The organism is Dellaglioa sp. CoH-57-MRSF-18, assembly GCF_056781995.1.
Map to the genome: position 1 here is coordinate 38,753 of NZ_JBXAXX010000007.1, position 15,303 is coordinate 54,055.

General features: G+C 34.2%; 12 protein-coding genes. All 12 read right to left on the reverse strand.

From position 1 onward, the window contains the following. Positions 1-43: 43 nt before the first annotated feature. Positions 44-1,531, reverse strand: coding sequence for a glucose-6-phosphate dehydrogenase (gene zwf, locus AC1RPG_RS07250; protein ID WP_481761841.1), 1,488 nt, complete (start codon positions 1,529-1,531; stop codon positions 44-46). 164 nt (positions 1,532-1,695) lie between these two features. Further along, positions 1,696-2,058 (reverse strand): preprotein translocase subunit YajC, encoded by a 363-nt coding sequence (yajC, locus tag AC1RPG_RS07255; RefSeq protein ID WP_409021441.1) that lies wholly within the window; start codon positions 2,056-2,058, stop codon positions 1,696-1,698. A gap of 83 nt (positions 2,059-2,141) precedes the next feature. Continuing rightward, positions 2,142-3,287: a tRNA guanosine(34) transglycosylase Tgt gene (gene tgt, locus AC1RPG_RS07260; protein WP_481761842.1), complete on the reverse strand. Its 1,146-nt coding sequence runs from the start codon at positions 3,285-3,287 to the stop codon at positions 2,142-2,144. Positions 3,288-3,302: 15 nt separating this feature from the next. Beyond that, on the reverse strand, positions 3,303-4,343 hold the full coding sequence (queA, locus tag AC1RPG_RS07265; RefSeq protein WP_481761843.1) for a tRNA preQ1(34) S-adenosylmethionine ribosyltransferase-isomerase QueA: 1,041 nt from the start codon (positions 4,341-4,343) through the stop codon (positions 3,303-3,305). 17 nt (positions 4,344-4,360) lie between these two features. Further along, on the reverse strand, positions 4,361-5,377 hold the full coding sequence (gene ruvB, locus AC1RPG_RS07270; protein ID WP_409021443.1) for a Holliday junction branch migration DNA helicase RuvB: 1,017 nt from the start codon (positions 5,375-5,377) through the stop codon (positions 4,361-4,363). 15 nt (positions 5,378-5,392) lie between these two features. After that, positions 5,393-6,007 (reverse strand): Holliday junction branch migration protein RuvA, encoded by a 615-nt coding sequence (gene ruvA / locus AC1RPG_RS07275; RefSeq protein WP_481761844.1) that lies wholly within the window; start codon positions 6,005-6,007, stop codon positions 5,393-5,395. 136 nt (positions 6,008-6,143) lie between these two features. Then, on the reverse strand, positions 6,144-8,117 hold the full coding sequence (gene mutL, locus AC1RPG_RS07280) for a DNA mismatch repair endonuclease MutL (RefSeq protein WP_481761845.1): 1,974 nt from the start codon (positions 8,115-8,117) through the stop codon (positions 6,144-6,146). Between the two features lie 16 nt (positions 8,118-8,133). Further along, positions 8,134-10,713 carry a DNA mismatch repair protein MutS gene (gene mutS, locus AC1RPG_RS07285; protein WP_481761846.1) on the reverse strand — a complete coding sequence of 860 codons (2,580 nt, stop codon included), beginning with the start codon at positions 10,711-10,713 and terminating at the stop codon, positions 8,134-8,136. 26 nt (positions 10,714-10,739) lie between these two features. Beyond that, positions 10,740-11,540, reverse strand: coding sequence for a TIGR00282 family metallophosphoesterase (locus AC1RPG_RS07290; RefSeq protein WP_409021448.1), 801 nt, complete (start codon positions 11,538-11,540; stop codon positions 10,740-10,742). 100 nt (positions 11,541-11,640) lie between these two features. Next, complete coding sequence (rny, locus tag AC1RPG_RS07295; protein WP_481761847.1) at positions 11,641-13,215, reverse strand: ribonuclease Y; 1,575 nt, start codon at positions 13,213-13,215, stop codon at positions 11,641-11,643. A gap of 147 nt (positions 13,216-13,362) precedes the next feature. Beyond that, on the reverse strand, positions 13,363-14,604 hold the full coding sequence (locus tag AC1RPG_RS07300; RefSeq protein ID WP_481761848.1) for a competence/damage-inducible protein A: 1,242 nt from the start codon (positions 14,602-14,604) through the stop codon (positions 13,363-13,365). Positions 14,605-14,667: 63 nt separating this feature from the next. Then, complete coding sequence (pgsA, locus tag AC1RPG_RS07305) at positions 14,668-15,255, reverse strand: CDP-diacylglycerol--glycerol-3-phosphate 3-phosphatidyltransferase (protein ID WP_481761849.1); 588 nt, start codon at positions 15,253-15,255, stop codon at positions 14,668-14,670. Between the last annotated feature and the right edge of the window lie 48 nt (positions 15,256-15,303).

Below are 15,303 nucleotides of genomic sequence, written 5' to 3' on the forward strand. Positions count from 1 at the left end.
CATGCAAGAGTTACTTCAATTAATACCGAAGGATTAACGTTTTTTACTTTTTAGGATCGTATATCCAGTAATTACCATCATCCGTTAATAATTTATCTGAAGCCGTTGGACCCATCGATCCACTTAAATAGTTAGGGAATAACGTTTTATCATCATTATCGTTATGCCATGTCTCTAAAATCACATCGGCTACATTCCATGCCTTAGCAACTTCATTCCAATGAGCAAAATTAATTGCATTTCCATCTAACGCATCCAAAATTAACTTTTCGTATGCTTCTGGTGTTTTAGCTTTTGTTTCAGGTGAATTAACATAATCTAAATTCGTTTTATTCGTGTTAAAGCCTTGCCCAATTTCTTTAGTATTAATCGTCAATCTAAATCGTTCATCAGGTTCAACTGTAATTGTTAATACATCTTTACCTAAATGTTCATGTTCAGCACTTGTTCCAAAAATATTTTTTTCAACATTTTTAAAAACAATATTGATTTCAGTATTTTTCTCGACAAGACGTTTACCACTGCGAACATAAACTGGCACACCAGCCCAACGATCATTGTCAATCATTAAACGACCAGCAATAAATGTTTCAATCATTGAATCAGGTGAAATCTGTTTTTCCTCACGATAAGCCTTTTCGGTTCCTGCCTCATTTGCACCATATTGTCCACGAACAAAGTTTTTATTAACTTCATCAGGTTTTAAGATACGGATTGCTTTTAAAGCCTTTAATTTTTCTTTACGAATTTCTGATGCAACAAATTCTTTTGGCATGTCCATTGTTAATAATGAAACAACTTGCATAATGTGATTTTGGAACATATCACGCATAGCGCCACTCGTTTCATAGTACCCGCCACGTTCTTCAACACCTAATGACTCACTCAACGTTAATTGAATATTATCTATATACTTATTATTCCACAATGTTTGCGTAATAATATTACCAAAACGAATTGCTGGAATATTTTGAATCATTTCCTTACCTAGGTAATGATCAATTCTAAATATTTGATCTTCATCAAAAGTATTTGTAATTTCATCATTTAACTTTTTAGCACTTTCAAAATTGCGTCCAAAAGGTTTTTCAATAATTAAACGGTTGAATCCATTTTTAGTTACTAACTTTTGTGACCCTAAATGAGTCGCAATCGTACCAAAAAATTGAGGTGACATTGCTAAGTAGAACATACGGTTACCTTCAATTTGGTATTTTTCATCAAGTTTATCTGCTAATTTTTTTAAAGTTATATAATGTGCAACATCAGTCACATCATGTGATTGATAATAAAAATGTGATACGAAATCAGCAATTTTATTAGCATCATCGCTAACATTAACTAAAGATTCAGTAACAACGTTTTGATAAAAATCATCTGTCCAAGGACGTCTTGCAGTCCCAATTACAGCAAAGTTGGCATCTAAAAATCCTTTTTCAAATAGTTTGAAAAGAGATGGATACAATTTTCGCTTTGCTAAATCTCCGGTTCCACCAAAGATAATAAATAAGGCCTTTTGTTGAGTTTCCATTATTCCACACCACTCTCATTTTTGAGGTTTCAGTCCTCTTTATTAGTAAAATCAATAGTATAAGTTTACATTTTATTAGTAAAATAAACAAGAAAGTTGGTCTTAAACTAGACAATAAAAAAAGTATTAACTCTGATTAGCACAAAGTTAATACTTGAAAATAATTATTTTTCGTCAGAAGAGAATTTATCTTCTTCAGTTTTTGTTTCAATAACTGCATCAGTAGTTGTTTCTTCCTTAACTGCAGCTGCAGGTTCTACTTTAACTGCGGCAGGAAGGACACGTGCGATTGCTGAGCGTTCAAATGTTAAGAAAATACCGTCACAATCAAGTGTAACAGTTTTTGCCTCTTCATCAAAACTATCAATAACGCCGTGTAAACGACCAATAGTTACTACTGCATCCCCAGGTTTTAATTGGTTCATCATATCTTGTTGTTTTTGTTGTTGTTTTTTTTGTGGACGAATCATCATGAAATACATCAAGACGAATAAAGCCACAATCATTAAAATACTACTATATTGCATTAATAAGTCACCTCTATTTCTTTTTTCTTACTACACAAGGGTATCAAACTTATTGACTGAACACCACAGTTATTCAAAAAAATTTAAAAATTCTTAGGATTTTTATCATAAAATCCATATTGTTCAAAAAATGCTTCACGAAATTCTAATAAGTTGTCATCCATAATAGCTTGACGAACATCAGCCATTAAATGTGTTAAAAAATACAAATTATGATAACTAGTTAAACGAATACCAAATGTTTCATCTGCTTTAATCAGATGACGTAAATAAGCACGCGTATAATTCTTACATGTATAACAATCACAGTTTTCATCTAATGGTCTAAAGTCTCGTTCATATTTCGCATTTTTTACAACAACACGGCCCATTGAAGTCATTGTTGTCCCATTTCTAGCAATACGTGTTGGTAACACGCAATCAAACATATCAATTCCACGTAACACCCCATCAATCAAGGCGTCAGCTGAACCAACACCCATTAGATACCGTGGCTTGTCTTCTGGTAACAATGGCGTTGTGAAATCTAAAACGCGGTTCATTTCAGCTTTTGATTCCCCTACCGATAACCCACCTATTGAATAACCAGGAAAGTCCATTGAAACTAAATCACGCGCACTTCGTTCTCTCAAATTTCGATGACCGCCACCTTGAACAATTCCAAATAAAGCCTGTTCTTTCGGATTCAAATGAGCTTCAAGTCCTCTTTCAGCCCAGCGGCTTGTCCGATCAACTGATTTGCTAATATAGTCATAACTTTCAGAAAATGGTGGACATTCATCAAAACTCATCATAATATCCGCACCTAAAGCATTTTCTATGTGGATCGCTTTTTCTGGTGATAAGAATAATTTTTCTCCATTTAGATGACTTCTAAATTTGACGCCTTCCTCAGTAATATCACGCATCTTTGCTAATGAAAATACTTGAAAGCCACCCGAATCAGTCAAAATACCTTTATCCCAATTCATAAATTTATGTAACCCACCAGCTTCTTGTACGACATCTTCACCGGGGCGTAACCATAAATGATAGGTGTTTGATAAGATAATATTAGCACCAAGTTCGTCTAATTCTTCAGGTGCCATTGATTTAACAGATGCTAGTGTACCTACGGGCATAAACATTGGCGTTGGGAAAGTTCCGTGAGGTGTAATAATTTCACCAAGTCTGGCACCTGTCCGTTTGTCTTTTTTGATTAACCGATACTTAATTGCGGGCTCTACCATTATTAATTCTCCATCCTATTTAATATACATTGCATCGCCGAAGCTAAAGAATCGATATTTAGAATCAACTGCATGTTTATATGCGTTTAAAATATTTTCTCTTCCTGTAAATGCTGCAACCAACATTACTAATGTTGATTTTGGTAAATGAAAATTAGTTATAAATCCTTCAACAACCTTAAATTCATATCCTGGTTTAATGAAAATTTCCGTCCAACCACTGTCAGCTTGAATAGCGCCCTTAAATTTTGAGCCAATTGTTTCAAGTGTCCGAATTGTAGTTGTTCCTGTCGCAATAATTTTACCACCTGATTTACGAACATCATTTAATTGTTGAGCTGCATCCTCAGTTAAACGATAAAATTCACTATGCATTTTATGGTCTGCAATATTCGTTTCACTAACAGGTCTAAATGTCCCTAATCCAACATGTAGCGTTAAATAAACAAGATGAACACCTTTAGCTTCAATCTTTTCTAATAATTCATTTGTAAAATGTAAACCAGCTGTAGGTGCTGCTGCCGATCCAACTTCCTTTGAATAAACCGTTTGGTACATTTCTTGATCTTCAAGCGTTTCTTTAATATAAGGAGGTAGCGGCATTTCGCCAAGTTCATTCAGAATTTCCATAAATATACCCTCATATTCAAAACGAATCATGCGGCCACCATGTTCTAGCTCTTCAATGATCGTTGCCGTTAAGCGGCCATCACCAAAACTAATCACAGAACCAACCTTCATTTTTTTAGCAGGTTTTACTAATGTTTCCCAGTTATCACCATCAGTATTGTTCAATAGCAACACTTCGATGTGGCCACCAGTATCAGGTCTAATTCCATGAATTCTAGCAGGCATCACCCGCGAATCGTTCATTACAAGAGCGTCCCCAGCATTTAATTGGTCAATTACATTATAGAAATAATCATCCTTGATTTTACCTGTCTCATGATCCAAGATTAACATCCGAGATGCATCACGTTCTTCTAAGGGTGTTTGCGCAATTAATTCTTGAGGCAATTCATAATCGAAATCTTCAGTACTTAGTTGTTTAGTCAAAATATCGTCATCCTTCTCTATTTATTCTCGTTAAAGTCATAAGGTCGATTCAAATGTTCATAAGCTTCCATTGTTGCAACTCGCCCTCTTGGTGTGCGTTTTATAAAGCCAATTTGCATTAAATAAGGTTCAACCATTTCAGCAATGGTCTCTGTTTCTTCCCCTATATTGGCTGCTAACGTACTCAAACCAACTGGACCACCTTGATAGAAATCAATCATAGTCTCTAAAAGTTTGCGATCTGTCTCATCTAATCCACGGTTATCCACGGCAAGTAGATTTAACGCATGATCAGCCGTTGCTTGGTTAATTTCACTTTGGTCAGAAACTTCTGCAAAATCACGAACTCTTTTTAATAGGCGATTCGCAATTCGTGGTGTTCCACGTGAGCGTCGAGCTAACTCATGAGCGCCACTTTCTTCAATTTTTGTATTGAAAATATCTGCTGATCGAATGACAATTTCTTGCAAATCAGATTGATTATAATAGGCCATATGTTCAACAATCCCAAATCGATCTCGTAACGGTGCTGATAGAAGGCCCGCCCGTGTTGTTGCACCAATCAATGTGAATGGAGGTAGTGGAAAATGAACGGGATGTGCTGTTGGGCCTTGGCCAACAACAATATCTACAAAAAAATCTTCCATAGCTGAATACAACATTTCTTCAACCATCTTGGGTAAACGATGAATTTCATCAATAAATAAGACATCCCCAGGTTGTAATTCATTTAAAAGTGCCACAAGATCTCCAGATTTTTCAATTGCTGGTCCACTAGTTGTTTTAATTTGCACTTGCATTTCATTTGCAATAACCATTGCAAGTGTTGTTTTACCTAACCCAGGTGGCCCATACAACAATACATGATCAAGTGCCTCTTCACGTTGTCTAGCAGCTTGGATATACACACTTAATTCATTTTTAACCTTATCTTGACCAATGTATTGTGATAAAAATTGGGGACGAAGTGACTTTTCAATGGATTCTTCCTGATTATCTTCCGGTTCATTCGAAATAATCCGTTGTTCTGTCATTTTATCAACCTCCTTTTATTTTTTCATTAATAATTTTAAGCCTTCTCGTAGATAAGCATCCGTTGAGTCTGCTTCGAATGATTCTAGATTCTTACTAATAGCCTTAATCTCACGTTGAGAATATCCTAAAGCAGATAAAGCTTCAAGACTTTCTTTCATAAATGGTGATGCTTGTGCCGGAATGAAATCAAGCGATTGTTGTCCTGGCATTGTGGTTGCTTGACCTTCAATATCATCTAATTTACCTTTTAAATCAAGCACGATTTGTTGTGCTGTTTTTTTACCAACACCTGGAAATTTAATTAAATAACTAACATCTTCTGTATTAATCGCATTAACTAAACCACGATGATCATCATTGGCTAAAATAGCAAGCGCACTCTTAGGACCGATTCCTGAAACATTCAATAATTTTTCAAATAATTTTTTTTCATCTAAATCGTAAAAACCAAATAACGTCATATCATTTTCACGAATAGCCTGATAAACAAAAATTTTAACAACTTTTTTTGAATCTTCTTGGTACCTAAATGGGTTAGCAACAAAAATTTGATAGCCTATTCCATTAACTTCTAAAACAAGATAAAAAGGTGTTACAGCCGTTATTTGGCCCATAAAATACTCATACATATTATTTTCCCACTTTTCCTAATCTACATGAATCTGCTTTTAATAGTGTACCATAGACCACTTATTTATACAGTTATCGCTTTTCTTACAAAAAAATCAATTATCACCAAATATTTGGCAACAATTGATTCTTAGCCTAACCTTCGTGACCGGTTTGATGTGAATCTTGAATTCGTTTAAAGAAATGTTCCATGTCTTGATTAGAAAAATGAACTAAAACTGGTCGTCCATGTGGACAATTAAATGGATTTTCAACATTTTTTAGCTCACTTATCAATGCCTTAGCTTGTCGATCATCAAGGTGGTGATTTGCTTTGATTGCCCTCTTGCAACTCATCATAATCGCCGCTTTTTCTCTAAATTCAGCAATCACTATTTTCCCATCTGTGAGTAAGTAATCAATCATTTCTCGAATCGTACTTTCTTCTTGCCCTTCTTTAAACCAGGTTGGATGCTGTCTAATAATGAAACTATTTTGTCCAAATGGTTCAAGGATGAGTCCGATTTTTTCCAATATATCGGTATGTTCAGTAATAATTATAGCTTCACTTACTGTATATTCTAGAACAATCGGTACCAATAGATTTTGCAAGTCACTAGAAACGTCACCAATTTGCTTACGATAAAACTCATAATTAATACGTTCTTGTGCAGCATGTTGGTCTAATATATATAACCCGTCTTCCGATTCTGTAAATAAATAGGTTCCATGCATTTGGCCAATATATTTTAAATCAGGAAACCTTTGTTCACTCTTTTTCGTGGTAGCTATTTCTTCATCATTCTCTTTCTGTACATCGCCTGTTTCATCCGGCGTAACAATAGAAAATGGTGCCACATTAATTTCATTAGCATATTGTGTCTCAAATGTGCTAACTCGTTTCGAATCCAATTGTTCAGCAACTTGAATTGAGATTGGTTCAATATTCCTTGATAAATGATTTAAATTTTCGCCAATTGTAATCTTAGGTTCACCACTTGTTACTGCATCCGTTTGTACTGATGAGAATTTAGGCTTAGCTTGATATTTACTTGAGGCTTCATTCAAATCAAATTGTAATTGATCCGTATCTATTTTTTCACGTTTCTTAGAACTTAAATTCTCTAATGCTTCCGGAATTAAATTTTCTTCAGCAATACGTTCATAGATAATCTTTTTTATAAGTTCAGTTAATTCTGGTTCTTTACTCAATCTTACTTCCTGCTTAGTTGGATGAACATTCACATCAACTAGCATGGGATCTAATTGAATATTCAAAATTGTAATCGGATAGCGTCCAACCATTAATTTTGATCCATATCCTTTAATGATTGCTTTATTTAAATTAACATTTTTAACGTAACGTCCATTAATTAAAATAGATATAAACTGTCGGCCAGCACGCGTTAATTCTGGCAGTGATGTATAACCGCTAATCTTAAAATCTAAATCATGACCCTTAAATTCAAGCATTTGGCGTGCACTTTTGACCCCATAGATAGCTGAAATAGTTTGTTTCAGTTGGCCGTTTCCAGTTGTTTTCAAGACTTCTTTACCATCATGTGTTAAAGAAAATGAAATATTTGTATGGCTCATTGCTAATCGGTTCATCATGTCGCTAATAATTGACATTTCAGTTTGCAAAGACTTTACATATTTTAAACGTGCAGGCGTATTGTAAAATAAGTCAGAGACTGTTATTTCTGTTCCTTTACGACTAGCAGATGATTTTTCATCTACTATCTCACCACCGTTAACAGCAATAACAGCCCCAGGTTGCCCTTCAATAGCTGTATTCAAAGTCACTTTAGCAACTGATGCAATACTTGGTAAAGCTTCGCCACGAAATCCTAGCGTACTGATTTTAAATAAATCTTCTCTTGAAGTAATCTTACTTGTGGCATGACGTTTAAAAGCATTCTGCAGTTGGGATGCCTCAATGCCATCTCCATTATCAATGACTTGAATTAATTTAAGCCCAGCTTCCTCAACGACTACATCAACTTGTGTGCCATGCGCATCAATCGCATTTTCAACTAATTCTTTTACAACAGATGCAGGTCTTTCAACTACTTCACCAGCAGCTATTTGATCCGCTAAAATTGTGGGCAGTTCAATTATTTTTGTCATTCATTCACCTTCAGTTCTATCCGTTCAATTTTTCTTGCCAGTCATATAAGACGTTCATAATATCTCTTGGCGTCATGTTCATCAAGTTAAGTGCTTTAAGTTCATCCACAACTGCTAACTGGTCCTTTGACAAGTTTTCGTTAACAAATAAAGATAACTGCGTATCATCTTCATTGATGGTTGTTGGTAATTCTTTTTTACTATCTGATTGTTTATTTTTTAGCTCTAAATCATCTAAAATTAATGTTGCACGGCTTAACAATTCTGCTGGCATTCCCGCCAATTTAGCAACATGAATCCCATAAGATTTATCTGCAGGTCCTTCTTGAATTTTATGTAAGAAAATTAATTCACCATTTTCTTCAATAGCACCTACATGGACATTTTTTAAAGAACTAACGGTTTCTTCAAGTATCGTTAATTCGTGATAATGTGTCGAAAAAAGTGTTTTGGCATGTACATGTTTATCCACATACTCGATAATCGCTTGTGCGAGTGCCATACCATCATAAGTTGCCGTTCCCCTACCAAGTTCATCAAATAAGATTAAACTATTCTCAGTCGCATTTTCTAAGGCTTGATTAGCTTCTTTCATTTCAACCATAAACGTACTTTGACCTGAAATTAAATCATCTGCTGCACCAATCCGAGTAAATATTTGGTCAAATATTGGCATTTTAGCCGCCTCTGCAGGTACGAAACAACCGATTTGAGCCATCACAACCGTTAATGCTAATTGACGCATATACGTACTTTTACCTGACATATTAGGTCCTGTAATCAATAAAATATCAAGTGTTTCAGGCATTCTAACATCATTTGGTATATAGCTTTGTTTTCCCATCACTTTTTCAACTACAGGATGCCAACCAGCTGTGATATCCAATTGATGACCTTCTTTTAATAATTGTGGTTTTACAAAATGTGAGTCTTCACTAACAACCGCGAAACTTTGTAAGACGTCTAACGTGGCAATTCCTTGAGCTAATATCTGTAATCGTTCAATTGATTTTTTAACAATATCTCTAATTTCGACAAACAATTTATATTCTAAATCCATCGCTTTACTCTCAGCACCTAAAATAATACTTTCACGTTCTTTCAGTTCAGGTGTGATATAACGTTCAGCATTAGTCAACGTCTGTTTTCGTTCATAACGGTCTTTTGGAACATTAATAATATTAGATTTTGTCACTTCGATAAAATAACCAAAAACACGGTTAAATCCAATTTTAAGATTTTTAATCCCCGTTAGATTTCTTTCTTTGGCTTCCATTTCAGCTAACCATTGTTTACCATTTTTCATTGCATCTTGATAAATATCTAATTTATCATTATACCCCGGTTTAAATAGGTGACCATCAGTCACTGATAAAGGTGGTTCATCAACAATGGCACGTTCTATTAAATTAGAAATATCATCGACTGGATCTAATTTATTGATAACATCAGAAAAAGTACCATCGTCAATTTCGTCTAAAACATATTTAATTTTAGGAACTTGTTTAAGCGATAATTTAAGTTGAACTAAATCTCGCCCATTTACGCTACCAAAAGCGACACGTCCTGCCAATCTTTCTAAATCATAAACTTTAACTAACTCTTCTTGTAACGTACTTCTTTCAAAATAATGGTTAATCAATAAATCAACCTTATTTTGACGGTCTAAAATTTCAGCATAGTTAATAAGCGGTCTATCAATCCACTGTTTAAGTAAACGACCACCCATAGCTGTTTTTGTGTCATCTAATAACCACAATAAAGTACCTTGCTTCTTGCCCGTTCGAATATTTTGCATTAATTCTAAATTATATTTTGAATAATGATCCATTTTCAAGAAAAAATCAGGCTCATAATGAACTGCTTTTTGTAAATGATCTAAACTTCGTTTTTGCGTAACTGAAAGATACGTTAACAAGTCAGTTACAACCGAGATTTCTAGTGAATCTGTTAAATCTTGAATCGCATAACTTGATTCAGCATGATTTTCAACAATTTCTTGTTTAGAAAGCATAATATTTAATTTTTCTAATGTTTCGATTGTTTCATCAGACAAACTATCATTAATCACAATTTCTTTAGTTCTCAAACTCATTATTTCATTAATTAAATTATCTAAATTATCTAAGCGACTCGTTTTTAATTCACCTGTTGATAAATCAACATAAGCAAATCCAAAACTATTGTTGTCTTCTATAATAGCTGTTAAATAATTATTTTCTTTAGACTCCTTCGCACCGTTATCCATCGTTGTTCCTGGTGTTACTAGCTGAATAACTTCACGTTTAACCATACCTTGAGCTAATTTAGGATCTTCAACTTGTTCACATATTGCGACTTTGTATCCTTTTTCAACTAAAATATCGATATAATTTTGAGCAGCATGATGCGGTACGCCACACATTGGAATAGGATCATCAGCTTTTTTATTACGTGTTGTTAACGTTAATTCGAGTAATTGCGACCCTTTAACAGCATCATCATAAAATAGTTCATAAAAATCACCAAGACGATAAAACAAAAAAGCATCAGGATACTGTGCTTTAATGTCAAAATATTGTATCATCATTGGCGTTAGTTTTGTTTTTTGCGGCATAGTCGAGATGCCCTCCTATCTCTAAATTAATCCATAAAAGGATGGTCATCATTAATTAATACAGGGAATATCTTTTTAGCATGTCCCGTTTTGTCATCAATATCTATCACACAAGCAGATAACGTTTTACGACCTGTTTCATCCACTTCAAATCGTGTTGGCATTTGCGATAAAAAGCGACCAATTACATTTTCACGTTTCATTCCTAAGATACCATCGTATGGTCCTGTCATACCAACATCTGACATAAAGGCAGTTCCTTTAGGTAAAATACGCGCATCATTAGTAGGCACATGTGTATGCGTACCTACTACCGCAGATACTTGACCATCTAAGAACCATGCTATAGCTTCTTTTTCACTCGTTGTTTCAGCATGAAAATCAATAAAAATGAAATCAGTCTCTTTTTTGACTTCTTCTAAAATATCTTGAACAACTGCAAACGGATCATCTGAAGGAGACATAAAAACACGTCCTTGCAAATCAATCACAGCTAATTTTTGCTGATTAATATTAATAATTGTATGTCCAATCCCAGGTACTTGGTTTGCTGAGAAGTTAGCTGGTCTAATTAATTTTTTTGCACCACCAATAAAATCTTGAATATCTCTATTATCCCAAGTATGGTTACCCATGGTTACAACATCAGCACCTGTTTGAAGGAATGCTTTATAGACAGATTCATTAATACCTCTACCCTTCGTTGCATTTTCACCATTTACAATGGTAGCCTGTGGATGAAATTTTCTTTTTAATTTTGGTAAATACTCTTTAATCATTTGTTGACCTGAATCGCCAACGACATCTCCGACAAATAATAAACGCATGGTTGTCCTCTTTTCTTATATATAAAACTAGTTTAACATTTTTTCTTTTTAATAGACAAAAAATGATGATTTAAGAAATTAATCTTAAATCATCATTTTTTTATTTAGCATACTCAATTGCTCTTGTTTCTCGAACGACAGTCACTTTAATATGTCCTGGGTATTCGAGTTCATCTTCAATTCTGTTTTTAATATCTCGAGCTAAGACAGTTGCTTGAATATCATTAACTTCATTTGGCGTGACAATAACACGTACTTCACGACCAGCTTGAATTGCATAACTTTTCTGTACACCTTTAAATTCATGTGTAATATCTTCAAGTTTTTCAAGTCTATGAATATAATTTTCTAACGATTCACTTCGTGCGCCTGGTCTTGCAGCTGAAACAGCATCTGCCGCTGCAACAAGAATAGCAATAGTATATTTAGCTTCAACATCACCATGATGTGAAGCTATAGTGTTGATGACAACATCATTTTCTTTATACTTCTTAGCTAATTCAAGGCCAATTTCCACATGTGAACCATCAACTTCATGATCAACTGCTTTACCAATATCATGTAACAATCCTGCGCGTTTTGCTAATGTAACATCTTCACCCAATTCAGCGGCTAACACACCTGCTATTTTGGCAACTTCAATAGAATGGCTTAACACATTCTGACCATAACTTGTACGATAATTTAATCGACCAATTGTTTTAATTAAATCAGGATGAATTGTATGAAGTCCGAGATCAAAGGTTGTTTGTTCACCTAATTCACGAATTTTTTCATCCATTTCTTTACGTGATTTTTCAACCATTTCTTCGATTCGTGCCGGATGAATCCGACCATCTTGAATTAATTTTTCAAGAGTCATTTTGGCAATTTCACGACGAATTGGATCAAACCCACTTAAAACGACTGCTTCTGGCGTATCATCGATAATTAAATCAATCCCTGTTAAGGTCTCTAATGTTCGAATGTTACGTCCTTCGCGGCCAATAATACGGCCTTTCATTTCATCATTTGGCAAGGTAACTAATGAAACAGTTGTTTCAGATACCATGTCAGCTGCACTTCTTTGAATAGCTTGAGCAACTAAATCTTTAGCATTACGATCAGCTTCTGATTTAGCTTGCTTATCACTTTCCTTAATCATAACAGCTCGTTCATGACTTAATGATTCTTTCGTATCGTCCATAATAATAGTCTGTGCTTGTGTTTGTGTTAGAGAAGCAACTCTTTCAAGTTCTTCTTGTTGTTCCTGAATCAGTGAAGTAGCTTCTTGTTGTTTTGTGTCAACAAGTTTTTGGTCAGACGTTACTTTTTTCTCTTTGTTCTCAAGCGTTTGTTCTCGTTTATCTAGTGCGCCATCTTTACGATCTAAAGTTTCTTCACGTTGAATTACTCGATTTTCTTGCTTTTGAATTTCTGAACGTCGTTCCTTTAACTCATTGTCTATTTTATCACGATAACTTTGACTTTCTTCTTTAGCCTCTAAAACAGCCTCTTTTTTCTGAGTCTCAGCATCTTTCTTTGCACTTTTTAAAATACCTTCAGCCGTATGCGTTGCGACATCAAGTGTTTTTTCGAAATTTGACTTTCTATATGCAATTCCAATAAAAATTCCAACAACTAAAGCAATAATAGCGATGATAGCGAGGATTAATACGGTTGTTATAGATCCCATAAAAGTCCACCTCCGCATCATCAAATAATGATTAATTTAACTAATCATAAATTTTTAGATGTTTTTTATTTTGTTCATATACACTTTAGTATTTTACGGTTAATTGCCCCCCGCTGTCAACAACAATCCATTGCCAAATTTAATTATTTACTCATTAATTTCATCAAATATCCATTTAAGTCCACTTAGAACACTTCTTTGTCTAATTGTTTCTCTATTTCCAGCAAAATGAAATTGTTTTGCAATAACGGGACTATTTTTAATTGCTAATCCAATCCAAACCGTTCCAGCTTTCTGATTTTCAAGCTCATCTGGACCTGCAACACCAGTAAATGAAATAGCAATATTTGTTTTCATTTTATTTTGTGTTTGTTGGGCCATTTGTTTAGCGGTTTCTTCACTAACAACACCATATTTTTTAATATCTTCAGTCGAAATACCTAAAATATCAGATTTGGCTGTATTAGCATATGTTATAAATCCACCATCATAAATTTTTGAGACACCTGGTATTTCTGCTAATGTACTTTGAAATAATCCAGCTGTTAAACTTTCGGCTGCAGAAATAGATAAGTTTTTTTCAATTAATTTAGTTACAACAATATTTTGTAACGAATTGTCATCCCCATAGCCATAGAAATAATCACCAACTTTGGAAAGTACATAAATCTCCATTTCGTTAATTAATTCTACAGCTGATTTTTTGTCTGTAGGACTTGCCGTAATTCGCAAAGTGACCTCATTTGTCTTGGCGTATGGTGCAATAGTAGGATTAGTTTGTGAATCAATTATCTCTTTTAATTCAGTCACCAATTTAGATTCACCAATGCCATAAAAACGTAAAACTTTTGATTCAAGATGACTATTTAAGTTATATTCTTCTTTTAATAGCTGTTCAACTTCCTTATTAAACATTGTTTTCAATTCCTTAGGTGGTCCAGGTAATAATAAGAAATCACACGAATCACCTTTGTAAAAATCACCAACAGCCATTCCAGCATGATTTTTAATTGGTTTTGATCCTTCTATATACAAAGCTTGTAATTTGTTGTTTTCAGTCATTTGACGACCCGTTTGTGTAAAATGATCTTCTATTTTTAACATGGCGTCCTTATTTTCAACTAACTTCTCATTTAAAAATTTGGCGACCATCTGCTTCGTTAAATCGTCTTCTGTTGGTCCTAAGCCACCAGAAAGGATAACCAAATCATTTCGTTTTGAAGCCAGTTCAATTGCCTCTAACATTCGTTCTTCATTATCCCCTACAACTGTCTGATAAAATACATTTACACCTAAATCAGCTAATTTTTCAGCTAAGAAAGCACTGTTCGTATTTACAATTTGTCCTAATAATATTTCTGTACCAACCGCAATTATTTCTGCATGCATGATGTTGCCTCCTAATTTAATTAAAAAAGACTAAAACGGTTAAATGTTTTAGTCTAAATATTTTTATTTTTCAAATGAATCTGAGAAAATAGCTCTATTTTGAACAAAGTAATCAATACCTGAATAAACAGTAAAGAATAAACAAATATAAAGAAAAATGGCAGCCATAGGTACATTAATTGCTGCAAATAACACATTATTTAAAAACAATAAAATAATAGCTATCATTTGGGTTGTTGTCTTAATTTTGCCTGGCATAGCTGCAGCCATAACTTCCCCATCATTTTCAACAATAATCAATCGTAATCCTGTTACCGCAAGTTCGCGACAAACAATAATTGCAGCTACCCATGCAGGTACTTGGTTAAATGAAACAAGGATAACAAATGCAGTCATTACAAGCATTTTATCTGCCAATGGGTCTGCAAATTTGCCAAAATTAGAAACTAAATGTTGGCGACGTGCAATTTGACCATCTAAAAAATCTGTTAATGAGGCAGCTGCAAAAATAATTGCACCAATTAGATGTGTCACCTGAATCTGTGTACCAACCCAAGTAACCATTCCCCAATCAATTGGTAATAACAATACAAGCATGAAGATTGGAATTAAAATAATCCGCACAACCGTTAATTTATTTGGTAAATTCATAATGATCCCCTTTTTCAAAAATTGCCAACAACATAGTATCCGTTGTTG

Excerpts from the sequence above, each read along its gene's own strand:
- zwf (WP_481761841.1), bottom strand. The coding sequence starts at position 1,531 with ATGGAAACTCAACAAAAGGCCTTATTTATTATCTTTGGTGGAACCGGA.
- yajC (WP_409021441.1), bottom strand. The coding sequence starts at position 2,058 with ATGCAATATAGTAGTATTTTAATGATTGTGGCTTTATTCGTCTTGATG.
- tgt (WP_481761842.1), bottom strand. The coding sequence starts at position 3,287 with ATGGTAGAGCCCGCAATTAAGTATCGGTTAATCAAAAAAGACAAACGG.
- ruvB (WP_409021443.1), bottom strand. The coding sequence starts at position 5,377 with ATGACAGAACAACGGATTATTTCGAATGAACCGGAAGATAATCAGGAA.
- ruvA (WP_481761844.1), bottom strand. The coding sequence starts at position 6,007 with ATGTATGAGTATTTTATGGGCCAAATAACGGCTGTAACACCTTTTTAT.
- mutL (WP_481761845.1), bottom strand. The coding sequence starts at position 8,117 with ATGACAAAAATAATTGAACTGCCCACAATTTTAGCGGATCAAATAGCT.
- mutS (WP_481761846.1), bottom strand. The coding sequence starts at position 10,713 with ATGCCGCAAAAAACAAAACTAACGCCAATGATGATACAATATTTTGAC.
- AC1RPG_RS07290 (WP_409021448.1), bottom strand. The coding sequence starts at position 11,540 with ATGCGTTTATTATTTGTCGGAGATGTCGTTGGCGATTCAGGTCAACAA.
- rny (WP_481761847.1), bottom strand. The coding sequence starts at position 13,215 with ATGGGATCTATAACAACCGTATTAATCCTCGCTATCATCGCTATTATT.
- AC1RPG_RS07300 (WP_481761848.1), bottom strand. The coding sequence starts at position 14,604 with ATGCATGCAGAAATAATTGCGGTTGGTACAGAAATATTATTAGGACAA.
- pgsA (WP_481761849.1), bottom strand. The coding sequence starts at position 15,255 with ATGAATTTACCAAATAAATTAACGGTTGTGCGGATTATTTTAATTCCA.